The sequence below is a fragment of the Streptococcus parasanguinis genome (genome assembly GCF_015557775.1).
GTDB classification, from domain to species: domain Bacteria; phylum Bacillota; class Bacilli; order Lactobacillales; family Streptococcaceae; genus Streptococcus; species Streptococcus parasanguinis_AA.
The window spans coordinates 103,650-117,103 of record NZ_JADNOY010000006.1 but is presented as its reverse complement, the minus strand read 5'-3'; the positions used below and the strand labels follow the sequence as shown (position 1 = coordinate 117,103).

The 13,454-nt window shown below is 41.5% G+C and carries 12 protein-coding genes; 10 read left to right on the top strand and 2 right to left on the bottom strand.

From position 1 onward, the window contains the following. Positions 1-103: 103 nt before the first annotated feature. On the top strand, positions 104-772 hold the full coding sequence (locus I2F76_RS08540) for an MIP/aquaporin family protein (RefSeq protein WP_195487665.1): 669 nt from the start codon (positions 104-106) through the stop codon (positions 770-772). A gap of 30 nt (positions 773-802) precedes the next feature. Here the strand turns inward: I2F76_RS08540 and I2F76_RS08535 are convergent, their stop codons facing one another. Continuing rightward, entirely contained in the window at positions 803-1,660 is an 858-nt protein-coding gene (locus I2F76_RS08535; RefSeq protein ID WP_195487664.1) for a metallophosphoesterase, read from the bottom strand. Between the two features lie 175 nt (positions 1,661-1,835). Here I2F76_RS08535 and prfB point away from each other — a divergent pair. The 3 genes from prfB (at position 1,836) to ftsX (ending at position 4,587) form a co-directional block, all read left to right on the top strand. Beyond that, positions 1,836-2,931 (top strand): peptide chain release factor 2 gene (gene prfB / locus I2F76_RS08530; RefSeq protein ID WP_195487663.1). Its coding sequence is split into 2 segments (ribosomal slippage): positions 1,836-1,907 and positions 1,909-2,931, totalling 1,095 coding nucleotides; the frame shifts between segments, so codons are not numbered across the junction. A gap of 44 nt (positions 2,932-2,975) precedes the next feature. Continuing rightward, complete coding sequence (ftsE, locus tag I2F76_RS08525) at positions 2,976-3,668, top strand: cell division ATP-binding protein FtsE (RefSeq protein WP_195487662.1); 693 nt, start codon at positions 2,976-2,978, stop codon at positions 3,666-3,668. Then, complete coding sequence (gene ftsX, locus I2F76_RS08520) at positions 3,661-4,587, top strand: permease-like cell division protein FtsX (protein WP_070588819.1); 927 nt, start codon at positions 3,661-3,663, stop codon at positions 4,585-4,587. The genes ftsE and ftsX overlap by 8 nt, the downstream gene beginning before the upstream one ends. A 69-nt stretch (positions 4,588-4,656) precedes the next feature. Here the strand turns inward: ftsX and I2F76_RS08515 are convergent, their stop codons facing one another. Continuing rightward, on the bottom strand, positions 4,657-5,298 hold the full coding sequence (locus tag I2F76_RS08515; protein WP_195487661.1) for an MBL fold metallo-hydrolase: 642 nt from the start codon (positions 5,296-5,298) through the stop codon (positions 4,657-4,659). A gap of 118 nt (positions 5,299-5,416) precedes the next feature. Between I2F76_RS08515 and I2F76_RS08510 the strand changes: the two genes are divergently transcribed. The 6 genes from I2F76_RS08510 to gyrB all read left to right on the top strand — a co-directional run bounded on the left by I2F76_RS08510 (position 5,417) and on the right by gyrB (position 13,380). Further along, positions 5,417-7,879 (top strand): bifunctional DnaQ family exonuclease/ATP-dependent helicase, encoded by a 2,463-nt coding sequence (locus I2F76_RS08510; protein WP_195487660.1) that lies wholly within the window; start codon positions 5,417-5,419, stop codon positions 7,877-7,879. Further along, positions 7,876-8,856, top strand: a complete 981-nt coding sequence (locus I2F76_RS08505; protein WP_195487659.1) for a YeiH family protein — start codon at positions 7,876-7,878, stop codon at positions 8,854-8,856. The genes I2F76_RS08510 and I2F76_RS08505 overlap by 4 nt, the downstream gene beginning before the upstream one ends. Before the next feature lie 33 nt (positions 8,857-8,889). Further along, positions 8,890-10,119 carry an FtsW/RodA/SpoVE family cell cycle protein gene (locus I2F76_RS08500; RefSeq protein ID WP_195487658.1) on the top strand — a complete coding sequence of 410 codons (1,230 nt, stop codon included), beginning with the start codon at positions 8,890-8,892 and terminating at the stop codon, positions 10,117-10,119. Between the two features lie 19 nt (positions 10,120-10,138). Continuing rightward, positions 10,139-10,690, top strand: a complete 552-nt coding sequence (locus tag I2F76_RS08495; protein ID WP_195487657.1) for a DJ-1 family glyoxalase III — start codon at positions 10,139-10,141, stop codon at positions 10,688-10,690. A 164-nt stretch (positions 10,691-10,854) separates the two neighbouring features. Further along, complete coding sequence (locus I2F76_RS08490) at positions 10,855-11,418, top strand: HAD-IA family hydrolase (RefSeq protein ID WP_195487656.1); 564 nt, start codon at positions 10,855-10,857, stop codon at positions 11,416-11,418. 12 nt (positions 11,419-11,430) lie between these two features. Then, complete coding sequence (gyrB, locus tag I2F76_RS08485; RefSeq protein WP_195487655.1) at positions 11,431-13,380, top strand: DNA topoisomerase (ATP-hydrolyzing) subunit B; 1,950 nt, start codon at positions 11,431-11,433, stop codon at positions 13,378-13,380. Positions 13,381-13,454 lie beyond the last annotated feature (74 nt).

Sequence of the window (13,454 nt, the reverse complement as noted above, 5' to 3'; positions counted from 1 at the left end):
CGGATGGCTTTTTTATCTGACAGAAAATGACTAGGCATATTTCTTGAGGCAAGAGTCGATTTTTGATAAACTAGACAACAGTTTTAAGAAAGGAAACTTGATTATGAAAAAGTTTATTGCTGAAGTCATCGGCACATTTATGCTCGTCTTTATCGGGACTGGAGCAGTTGTTTTTGGGAATGGGACAGAAGGACTTGGGCATTTAGGAATTGCCTTGGCATTCGGTTTGTCAATTGTTGCAGCTGCATACTCCATTGGGACTGTTTCTGGTGCTCACTTGAACCCAGCTGTTTCCATTGCTATGTTTGTAAACAAACGCTTGTCTTCAAAAGACTTGGTCAACTACATTGTAGCGCAAGTAGTGGGAGCTTTCATTGCGACTGCTTCTGTCTTCTTCCTTTTGTCCAATTCAGGTATGTCAACAGCTAGTCTTGGTGAAAATGCCTTGGCTAAAGGAGTGACTCCATTTGGCGGTTTCTTGTTTGAAGTGATTGCTTCCTTTATCTTTATCTTGGTCATCATGACAGTGACATCAGCTTCTAAAGGAAACGGGAAAATCGCTGGTCTTGTGATCGGTTTGAGCTTGACCTTGATCATTCTTGTTGGTTTGAACATTACAGGTCTTTCTGTTAACCCAGCTCGTAGCTTGGCACCTGCCCTCTTTGTTGGTGGTGCAGCACTTCAACAAATTTGGATCTTTATCTTGGCTCCAATTGTGGGAGGAATTCTCGCAGCAATCGTTGCAAAAAATCTCTTAGATACAGAAGAGTAAAAAATTGGTCCCAGAGGGGCCAATTTTTTATTATAGTTCAAGGATGGTCATGGCTTGAGAAAATTCATGAGCCAGTTGTTTTTTCTTGTATGCTTTAAATTCAGGAAGGTCTTTGATTCTGCGATAGCGTTTGTAGGGATCGTATCGTTTTGGAAAATCATATTCAGGAAAAGCTTCGAAAAATTGTTTGCAAAGATCCCATTCTCGGACATAGCCTAAAGGTCTGGCATGATAGGTGATCGTGTCAATCGTTGTTGCTGGCATTCGGTGGTGGCTATGACCAAAAATCGCCTCTCTGACAGGATATTGTCTAAAGAGTTCATGAAAGGCTTGGCTCCCTAGAAAAGCATTAAAGCGTTCAAAATAAGGGTGGCGCAGGAGAAACTGACTATGAGGCACAAAGTGCATAGCGATGATCAAGGGTTGATCCACTTGCATGAGTTCTGTTTCGAGCTCTCGCAACAGACGTTGGGTAATGGCTGGATCAGATCCCATTCGTTGGAGGCGTCTATCAAACCAAAACAGATTCTTGGTTTGGAGATGTTTTTGGGGAGAGAGAGTAGGAACAAAGCTGTAGTCATACCAGCCGGAAAAGGCAAGGAGTGTATGCTTTGAAAAAGGAATCTTTTGAAATTCAAAAGGACTTATGGCGTTTTCTGATAGCCCAAGCATATCATGGTTCCCCAGACTGAAGGTTACGGGGACTTGGTGTTGAAGTTGGGCTATAAAATCTTGTGAGATCTTTTCAAAGCCATTGGCAATATCTCCTGCGATATGGAGGTGTTGAATCTCTTCTTGCTTGAAAAGGGTGATGAGGGTCTCTATTTCTTCTTGGCCAAAGAGGTTTGAATCAATATGTAAATCGGACATAAAAGCTACTCTTGTCATGCTAACAAGTCTAGCATATCTGGCTCTTTTTTTCTAACAATTAGGTTACAAATAAATAGAAAAACGCTGAAAATCAGCTGGATTCGCAATGGTCAACTAGCAGTTCCAATATTGAAAGGTGGGCAAATAGTGAAGGTTATGATATAATAGACTAGATACATAGAAAGAGGTACTTATGGACATTTCAGAAATTCGTCAAAAAATTGACGCAAATCGTGAAAAATTAGCTTCTTTCAGGGGGTCTCTTTGACTTAGAGGCATTGGAAGAAGAAATTGCCATTTTAGAAAATAAAATGACAGAACCTGATTTTTGGGATGATAACATTGCTGCGCAAAAGACATCCCAAGAATTAAATGAACTCAAGCAGACCTATGAAAATTTCCATCAAATGGTGGATCTCTTTGATGAGTCAGAAATCCTGTTAGACTTTTTGACCGAAGATGATTCGGTCAAAGAAGAATTGATTGAGAAGTTGGAGGAGCTGGATAAACGTATGACCAGCTATGAGATGACCTTGCTATTGTCTGAACCTTATGACAATAATAATGCCATCTTAGAAATCCACCCAGGTTCAGGAGGGACAGAAGCTCAGGACTGGGGCGACATGCTTCTTCGGATGTATACTCGTTTTGGAAATGCCCACGGCTTTAAAGTTGAAGTCTTGGACTATCAGGCTGGAGATGAGGCCGGAATCAAGTCTGTGACTTTATCCTTTGAAGGGCCACATGCATACGGTCTTCTGAAATCTGAAATGGGGGTACACCGTTTGGTTCGAATCTCTCCATTTGATTCTGCTAAACGACGTCACACCTCCTTTACTTCTGTTGAAGTCATGCCTGAATTAGATGATACCATCGAAGTCGAAGTTCGGGATGATGATATCAAGATGGACACCTTCCGCTCTGGTGGAGCTGGTGGACAAAACGTCAATAAGGTCTCTACAGGGGTACGCTTGACCCACATCCCGACAGGAATTGTTGTCGCATCTACTGTGGACCGGACCCAATACGGAAACCGTGATCGAGCAATGAAGATGTTGCAAGCTAAACTCTACCAATTGGAGCAAGAGAAAAAGGCTGCAGAAGTAGACTCTCTTAAAGGGGATAAAAAAGAAATCACCTGGGGAAGTCAAATTCGCTCCTATGTCTTTACCCCTTATACCATGGTTAAGGACCACCGGACCAACTACGAAGTAGCACAGGTGGACAAGGTAATGGATGGAGATATTGATGGCTTTATTGATGCCTATCTCAAATGTCGTCTCCAATAAGCTTGAGAGAATCACCCAGAAAAGAATGAAAGGAATTTCATTACATGTCAATGATTGAAATGAAAGATGTTGTCAAAAAGTATGACAACGGGACAACAGCCCTTCGCGGGGTAACGGTCTCAATTGAACCAGGAGAATTTGCCTACATTGTAGGACCTTCTGGTGCAGGGAAGTCGACCTTTATTCGACTCTTATATCGTGAAGTCAAACACGATAAAGGAAGCTTGAAAGTGGCTAATTTTGATTTGGATAAAATCAAAAAACGCGATATTCCTATGTTGCGACGCAATGTGGGAGTGGTCTTCCAAGATTATAAATTGCTTCCAAAGAAAACCGTTTATGAAAATATTGCTTACGCAATGCAAGTTATCGGTGAGCGCCGTCGCAATATTAAAAAGCGTGTGATGGAAGTTTTGGATCTTGTCGGATTGAAACACAAGGTCCGCTCATTCCCGAATGAATTGTCCGGTGGGGAGCAACAACGGATTGCGATTGCTCGTGCGATCGTCAACAATCCGAAAGTCTTGATTGCGGATGAGCCAACGGGGAACTTGGACCCAGATAATTCATGGGAAATCATGAATCTTTTGGAGCGGATTAATCTGCAAGGGACCACAGTATTGATGGCGACTCACAATAGCCAGATTGTAAATACTTTACGTCACCGTGTCATCGCGATTGAAAATGGTCGTGTAGTGCGTGATGAAGCGGAAGGAGAGTACGGATACGATGATTAGAAGATTTTTCCGACACTTAATCGAATCGCTTAAAAGCTTGAAACGAAATGGTTGGATGACGATGGCAGCGGTCAGCTCGGTTATGATTACCCTTAGCTTGGTTGCTATTTTCGCCTCTGTGATTGCCAATACCATTAAGCTTTCAGATGATATTCAAAATAGTGTGCGGGTTGTAGTATACATGCGCAAGGATATTCAAGATCAGAGCGAGCAGATTGAAAAAGACGGTCAAACCGTGACCAATGAAAACTACCATAAGGTCTATGATGCTCTGACAGCCATGAAGCATGTCGATAAGGTTGATTTTTCTAGCAAGGAAGAACAGTATGATAAACTGATCAAAACGGCTGGGAACAACTGGAAGATTTTTGATGGAGATGCCAATCCTCTCTATGATGCTTATTATGTAGAGACAACAGCTCCTAAATATGTGAAGCAAGTCTCAGCAGATGCTAAAAAAATTGAAGGAGTTTCTGAGGTTAAAGATGGTGGGGTCGATACCCAACGCTTATTTGCTCTTGGAACCTTCATCCGAAACTGGGGCTTGATTGGTGTAGCTTTATTGATCTTTATCGCAGTCTTCTTGATTTCAAATACCATTCGGATTACCATCATTTCACGTAGTCGTGAGATTAAGATTATGCGACTGGTAGGAGCAAAAAATGGCTATATTCGTGCACCATTCCTTTTAGAAGGTGCTTGGATCGGTCTCTTGGGAGCCTTGGTTCCTTCAGCTTTGGTCTTCTATGTGTATAATGTTGTCTATACATCTATGAACAATAACTTGGCAGATCAAAACTTGTATCTCTATAGTCCTCATCTCTTGGTACCGATCATGGTCGGTGGCCTCTTTGGATTAGGAATTTTGATTGGGGCGATTGGTTCTTCAATCTCCATGAGACGTTTTCTTAAGATATAATAAAAAAGCAAGTTCGCACTTGCTTTTTTTGTCTACTTTGATGAGGACAGGAAGGATGATAAAGACTCTTTAGGATTGTCTAAAGAAGGGATTGAACATCTTCTCGTGACCAATAGAAGTTTCAGGGCCATGCCCGGGATAGACAGTGTAGGAAGATGGAAGGGTAAAGAGCTCTTCTCTGATACTGCTAAGCAACTGTGCCGCGTTCCCTGTTGGAAGATCGGTCCGTCCAATGGTTTCGCGAAAAAGGGCATCACCGGATAGAACCAGGTGATCCTCGGGAAAGACGATAGAGACTCCTCCTGCAGAGTGGCCTGGTGTCTCCAGAACATAAAAGTGGAAATCAGCTATTTGGTAATCGGAGCGAATTTCATAAAGGAAGTCGGCCTCCTGACAGACTACATCTTCTAAATCCGCATGACGATCCAAACCAGATAAATTATCGAGAGGAGAAGACAACCAACCGGCTTCTGCCGAATGGACATAGACTGGTGGGAAATGATACTTCTGACGGGCCTTTTCAAGACTCATAATGTGATCGTAGTGGGTATGGGTTAAAAGAATGGCTACAATTGGTTTTCCAATGCGATCTATTTGTTTTTGAATGGTCGCCCAGTCGCTACCTGGATCGACAAGAATAAGGGAGTGTTCATTTTCAAGGTAGTAGGTATTTTCATAAGCTACAGGATTTACAGTACGATAGATTTTCATAAGGACTCCTTTCTAGAATAGTGTATCAAATTGTCAGGAAAATAACAGGATTGAAGTCATCGATAAAGGAGAAAAAAATCTGCATAGCTGGCTCAAACGTGATATAATTTTAAGTGCTATGACAAGACAGAAACGGAAATACGCCATTGTGGATCTGGAGGCAACCAGTGCTGGGAGCAATGCTAAGATCATTCAGGTTGGGATCGTTATTATCGAGGATGGCCTAATTACCCAATCCTATGAAACAGATGTAAATCCCCATGAACGATTGGATGAGCACATCAAACAATTGACCGGACTAACAGATGCTCGCTTACGCAAAGCACCAGAGTTTGCACAAGTGGCAAAGGAAATTTTTGAATTAATAGAAGATGCCGTCTTTGTGGCCCATAATGTCAAATTTGATGCGAATTTATTGGCAGAAGCCCTCTTTTGGGAGGGATTTGAGTTAACGACCCCTCGGATTGATACGGTTGAATTGTCTCAAGTCTTTTACCCAACTCTAGAACGCTATAATTTGGGGGCGTTAGCATCTGAGCTCGGTATTGACTTGCACCATGCTCACTCCGCCTTGGCAGATGCCATGGCTACGGCCCAATTACTTTTGAAATTGAGAGAAAGAATTGTCGCATTTCCGAGAGGTTTTGTTGAAAATCTCTTATCGATGGCAGATTGTTTGATTTATGAATCGCGACTCTTAATCGAAGATGCGCTTGAAGACAGTACTCTCTTTTTACCCTCCCATTTGAAAGAAGTTCATGGACTCTATTTGCGAAAGCCACAGCAGTTCCTAAAAAGTCACCAGTTATCAGAGCAATTTGATTTCAATATGCAGTTATTAGGAATGGAAGCTTATCTGGAGCAACAACAGTTTGCCTCCTATGTGGAAAAAAGTTTGCAGCACTCCCTCCCAAGTTTTATCGAGGCGCCAACGGGAATTGGGAAGACCTATGCCTATCTGTTAACGCTTTTGGCCAAAACTTCTAAGCGCATTCTTGTGAGTGTTCCAACTAAAATTCTTCAGGATCAAATTATGAAGAAGGAAGGAAAGACCATCCAAGATCTTTTCCAAATTCCCTTTCATAGCCTGAAAAGTCCCAAAGATTACATCCAACTTGATAAATTTTATGAGACCTTACAGAGTGAGTCAGATAATGGGATGATCCGACGTTTTAAAATGCAATTGTTAGTTTGGCTGACGATGACAGAGACTGGAGAGTTGAGTGAAATCGGTCAGCTCTACCGTCATCTCCATTTTGTAGCTGATATTTGCCACGATGGTCAATTGTCGAAACGTTCACTATTTTATCAGGAAGATTTCTGGCGTCTCGGTCAAGAAAAAGTGAAAACTAGCCGGGTGATTCTGACCAATCATGCCTATCTCTTAACCCGTCTGGAAGATGATAAGAGTTTACTTCAAGAATCTGTTCTGGTAGTGGATGAAGCGCAGAAACTCTTCTTTGCTTTAGAGCAGTTTTCACAGAGAGAAGAAACCTTGCAATCTCTTCTTTTAAGCTTGCAACACGCCATCGAAGAGGAAAAAGATCTTCTGCAGCGACGATTGCTAGAGAGTATTCAATTTGAGTTAAATGCCTGCTCCAAAGAAGTTCAACAAGGGAAAACAGCTGTTTTATCAGATTCAACGGTAGCAAAAATACGACAGGATGTATCGGAGTTAAAAAACAAATCTTTAGAGAATCTAAAGGAATTGTTTGATGAACGTTACCAAATTTTTTGGTTAGACAAAGAAGTGGTTGAAAGCCACCAGAATCTTCGTCTCCATGGAGGAGTCGAGGATTTACTATCCTTTAAGGAGTTTGTACCTGAAGAAGTGCCGGCGCTCTTTGTATCAGCTACAATTGCGATTAGTCGCAAAGTGAACCTGCCTTCTTTGTTAGGATATGAGGAACAACAACTTTATCAAGTGCCTACACAAGTCAAACAGCACCAGGAATTGCTGGTGCCGACTGATTTTCCAGATGTGGTTTCTTTATCTCCAGCAGCCTATGCAGACGAGATTTGTCAGCTTGTTGAAAAACTCCTTCCTCTAAGAAAGCCCATTTTTCTTTTGTTTACTTCAAAAGAATTGTTACTGCAGACATCTAATGCATTGAAGGTTCCTCATTTGGCTCAGTATCGAAACGGTGATGCAGCTAATATTAAGCGCCGATTTGACCGAGGTGAAAGCTCTATTTTATTAGGAACGGGAAGCTTCTGGGAGGGAGTCGATTTTTCCCAACAAAAAGAAGTGATTCAAATCATCACGCGCCTTCCTTTTGACAATCCAAAAGATTATATGGTTCAAAAACTGAATAATCATTTAAGAGAGCAAGGAAAGAATCCATTTTATGACTACAGTTTGCCAGTTGCTATTTTGAGATTGAAACAAGCGATTGGAAGAACCAGTCGTACTCAAGATCAAGAATCTTTGGTGCTGTTATTAGATAATCGAGTGGTGACCAAACGATATGGAAAACAGATTTTAGATGGGCTAAAACAAGTCTTGCCTCTTCAGACAACTCTGAGGGGGCAACTAGTGGATCAAGCCCGGCTCTTATTTGAGAGGAATACAGAAAAATGAAAACAAAAAGTTTAGGAGTTGCTATAGCTGCAGGATTTGCTCTTTGCGCTATGTTTTTAGGGAACATGTTTCCCATCATTGGATCAAGTGTTTTTGCCTTAATTTTAGGAATTGCCCTTAATGAATTTTTGGATTTACCAGAGAATTCACGACCAGGCTTGAACTGGTCCGGTAAGAAATTGTTGCAGTATTCGATTATCTTTATGGGATTTAGCTTGCCCATTGCAACAGTAGCCTCTACTGGTCTTTCATCTTTAAAGATTAGTCTGCCAACGATAACCGTTGCCTTTCTTGCAGCTATTATTTTTGGGAAAGTCTTTCATCTGAAATCTCATCTACGGACCTTAATTGGGTTTGGTACGGCCATTTGTGGTGGATCAGCCATTGCAGCAGCAGCGCCGATCATTGAAGCTGATGAAGAAGAAATTGCCCTATCTATGTCAACTATCTTCTTCTTCAACATTTTAGCTGTCTTTATCTTTCCAGTATTAGGGCATTTATGGCATATGTCTAATTTCCAATTTGGCCTCTGGTCAGGAACAGCCATTAACGATACGTCATCTGTTGTGGCTGCAGGTTTTTCATACAGCAAAGCTGCTGGTGAAATGGCAACAATTGTAAAATTATCAAGAGCTCTCATGATCGTACCGGTATGTCTTGGATTAATCGGTTTGAAATTGTATCGCACAAAACAACAAGGAATCCAAAAAGGGATGTTGAAAAAAATCGTACCTTGGTTCATCGTTTGGTTTATTGTTGCTTCAATTCTTTCTTCAATTGGGGTAGTTCCAAAAGTCGTTATTCCTTATCTAAAGGAAATTTCACAACTCTTTATGGCTATGGCCTTGGTTGGTATTGGTAGCAAAGTTTCTTGGAAACAATTTCGTTCAGCTGGAGCAACCCCATTATTGGTGGGCTTAATTGCCTGGTTCTGTGTAGCGGGTTCTAGTTTGATTCTGCAAATGTTACTCTATTAATCCATCATTGAATCTTTACAGAAAGGAACGTGAATGAAGAAAAATCATTTTTGGACAATCCACCTGGATTATTCGATCATTGGGATTGTCTTCACCCTACTTATGATTGGGATCTTATCCGTTTATGTGGCGGTTTCTCATGATTATCCCAAAATGGTTTGGCCTTTTTTGGGGCAGCAATTGGCTTGGATTGGTGTGGGATGTGTTATTTGCCTGATTGTAACGATTTTTAGTACGAAATTTCTTTGGAAAATCACACCCTTTCTTTATCTATTAGGTTTGGCCTTGATGGTTCTTCCTCTTGTTTTTTATAATCTCAACTTGGTGGCTTCGACTGGTGCTAAAAACTGGGTGGCTTATGGGAACATCACCTTATTTCAGCCTTCAGAATTTATGAAGATTTCCTTCATTCTGATGCTGTCACGTTCCATTGTCCGATTTTTTCAAAGAAATAAGGGACGTGAGCGATTGTTACGACAAGATTGGTTTTTGATTTTAGAGTTGATCATCTATACCATCCCAGTCTTTGCCTTATTGGCCCTCCAGCATGACTTGGGAACAGCCTTAGTATTCTTGGCCATCTTTGCGGGCTTAGTGCTCGTTTCAGGAGTTTCTTGGAAAATAATCTTGCCGGTCATCTTGCTTCTAGCAGGTGGGTTAGCAGGATTTCTCTTTCTCTTTCTATCAGAAGGGGGTCGGGCTTTTCTGCACCAGCAAGTAGGGATGCCAACCTACCAAATGAACCGTATTTTAGCCTGGTTAAATCCTTTTGACTATGCACAAACAACCACCTACCAGCAGGCGCAAGGACAGCTAGCCATTGCCAGTGGTGGCCTCTTTGGTCAAGGATTTAATGTCTCTAATTTATTGGTTCCCGTAAGGGAAAGTGATATGATTTTTACAGTAGTAGCAGAAGACTTTGGCTTTGTTGGAGCTCTTGTGCTGTTGATTTTATATGTGTCCCTGATTTACCGTATTTTAAAAATCACCCTCCAGTCCAACAACCAATTTTATACCTATATTTCTATTGGATTTATTATGATGCTGGTCTTTCATATTTTTGAAAATGTCGGAGCGGTAACGGGCCTTCTCCCCTTGACGGGGATTCCTCTCCCCTTTATCTCACAAGGAGGTTCCTCTATTATTAGTAATCTGATTGGTATTGGTCTAGTACTCTCAATATATAATCATAGTAGTAAAAAGAAAGGACCAGAAGAAGAGGTTCCAATCCGTAAAAAAGTAGTCCTTAAAAAGGCGCAATAGTTAGAAAGAAGGAATGAAAATGAAAAAAGTAGCAACGATTTTAGCAAACGGTTTTGAAGAAATTGAAGCCTTAACAATTGTCGATGTTTTGAGACGTGCTGGGATCGACTGTGACTTGATTGGTATGGAAGAAACAGTCACAGGTTCTCACCAGATCACAGTTGAAGTTGACCGCTTGTGGAATGGAGACTTATCTGATTATGATGGGATTTTCTTACCCGGTGGAATGCCGGGAGCAGCGAATTTGAGGGATAATGAAGAATTGATTACAGCTCTTCAACAAGAAAGTGGCAAAGGGAAAACCATCTCTGCGATTTGTGCAGCGCCAATTGTCTTGGCTCGCGCTGGCCTCTTAAAAGATAAAAACTATACGTCTTACGATGGTTTTGAAGAAGAGATTCAAGATGGACACTATCAGAAAGAAACTGTAGTAACAGATGGAAATCTCATCACCAGTCGCGGACCTTCAACTGCGCTAGCCTTAGCTTATACCTTGGTGGATCATTTTGGAGGAGATGCCCAAAGCCTTCGTCATGGAATGCTCTATCAAGACGTCTTTGGAGATGCCTAAAAGGGTTCTTTTGAACACCATTTTTCTGCTGAAAGATAACATTTTATGACAGAAAAAGCCCTCTCTTTGATTTGAAACAAAATGACTTTAAAAACTGGCTAAAATCCCCCCTAAATGAGGGTTTTAGCTTATTTTTTTTGTTCATTTATGGTATAATATTGACTATGAATTATCATGATTTTATATGGGATCTTGGTGGAACGCTCTTGGATAATTACGAAACGTCCACAAATGCCTTTGTAGCGACATTGAAGGACTTTCACATCCAAGCCGATCATGATTCTGTTTATGCAGCGTTAAAAATCTCAACACAGGATGCTATCCATACCTTTGCGCCTCATATTCCTAATTTTCGTACGGAATACAAGAAAAAAGAAGCCTTAGGTTTGCAAGATCCGGTTTTATTTGATGGAGCAAAAGAGTTACTAGAAGAGATTCAAGCACATGGAGGACGTCATTTTTTGGTATCTCATCGAGATCGCCAAGTTTTGACCCTTATTGATCAGACGGGCATTGCTCCCTTCTTTACTGAGATTGTAACAGCAGACGAGGGCTTTCCTCGCAAGCCAGATCCAACCTCGATGCTCTATTTGAAAGAAAAATATGGCATTCAAGATGGTCTGGTCATTGGAGATCGTCCGATCGATATAGAAGCTGGGAAGGCGGCAGGGCTGACAACTTATTTATTTGATACCATGCCCCACTTACACCAGTTTATATTTGAATAGAAAAGGGAAATTATGACAGAGGATAAACAGCAAGAAATTCAAGCGCAAGAATATGATGCCAGTCAGATTCAGGTCTTGGAAGGACTAGAAGCCGTTCGCATGCGTCCGGGGATGTATATTGGATCTACCTCAAAAGAAGGTCTTCATCATCTGGTCTGGGAAATTGTAGATAACTCGATTGACGAAGCCTTAGCCGGTTTTGCTAGCCATATTGAAGTTTTCATTGAAAAAGACAATTCGATCACGGTTGTCGATGATGGTAGGGGAATTCCAGTGGATATCCAAGAAAAGACGGGTCGACCTGCCGTTGAAACTGTCTTTACCGTGCTCCACGCGGGAGGAAAATTCGGCGGAGGTGGCTACAAGGTTTCTGGTGGTCTTCACGGGGTAGGGTCATCTGTTGTCAATGCCCTTTCCACATCCCTCGATGTTCGCGTCTATAAAAACGGCAGTATCCATTACCAAGAGTATCGTCGTGGACAAGTTGTGGATGATTTGAAAGTCATCGGGGAGACAGATCGGACAGGGACAACCGTCCACTTTATTCCAGACCCAGAAATCTTCACGGAAACCACCGAGTATGATTTTGAAAAATTAAATAAACGGATTCAAGAGTTAGCCTTTTTGAATCGTGGCTTGCGTATTTCTTTGACGGATAAGCGAGAAGGCTTGGAGCAAGAAAAGCATTACCACTACGAAGGTGGGATCTCTAGTTACGTCGAATACATCAATGAAAACAAAGATGTCATCTTTGATAAACCCATCTACACAGATGGTGAAATGGATGATATTACCGTTGAAGTAGCTATGCAATATACCACAGGCTACCATGAGACGGTCATGAGTTTTGCGAATAACATTCATACCCATGAAGGTGGGACGCATGAACAGGGCTTCCGTACAGCTCTCACTCGTGTGATCAATGATTACGCTAAGAAAAATAAACTCTTAAAAGAAAACGAAGACAATCTAACTGGGGAAGATGTTCGAGAGGGCCTAACAGCAGTGATCTCTGTTAAACATCCAAATCCACAGTTTGAAGGACAAACCAAGACCAAACTTGGAAATTCAGAAGTTGTTAAGATTACCAATCGACTCTTTAGTGATGCCTTTTCTGATTTCCTTTTGGAAAATCCGCAAATTGCTAAGAAAATCGTTGAAAAAGGGATTTTAGCGGCGAAAGCTCGCGTAGCTGCTAAGCGAGCGCGTGAGGTGACCCGTAAGAAATCGGGACTTGAGATTTCTAACCTGCCTGGTAAATTGGCAGACTGTTCTTCAAACAACCCACAAGAAACAGAACTCTTCATCGTCGAAGGGGATTCAGCCGGTGGATCTGCAAAATCTGGTCGAAATCGGGAATTCCAAGCGATTTTACCAATCCGTGGTAAGATCTTGAACGTTGAAAAAGCAAGTATGGATAAAATTCTAGCCAATGAAGAGATCCGTAGTTTATTTACTGCTATGGGAACTGGATTTGGTGCAGAATTTGATGTTACAAAAGCGCGTTATCAAAAATTAGTCATCATGACCGATGCCGATGTCGATGGCGCTCATATCCGAACCCTTCTATTGACCTTGATCTATCGCTATATGAAACCAGTCTTGGAAGCGGGATATGTTTATATTGCGCAACCACCAATCTATGGGGTCAAAGTCGGTAGTGAAATCAAAGAATATATCCAACCTGGTGCCAACCAAGAAGCCGAATTAGCTGCAGCTTTGGAACGCTATTCAGAAGGTCGCTCAAAACCAACCATCCAACGTTATAAAGGTCTTGGAGAAATGGATGATCACCAATTGTGGGAAACAACCATGAATCCAGAACACCGCTTGATGGCACGGGTATCAGTAGACGATGCTGCGGAAGCAGATAAGATATTTGATATGTTGATGGGGGATCGGGTGGAACCGCGTCGTGAATTCATCGAAGAAAATGCTGAATATAGTACACTCGATGTATAAAATTTACTGAACGCTTCCCATTAATGGATATTTTATGGTATAATGACAAGGATTACGTGCAAGTAATACGATGA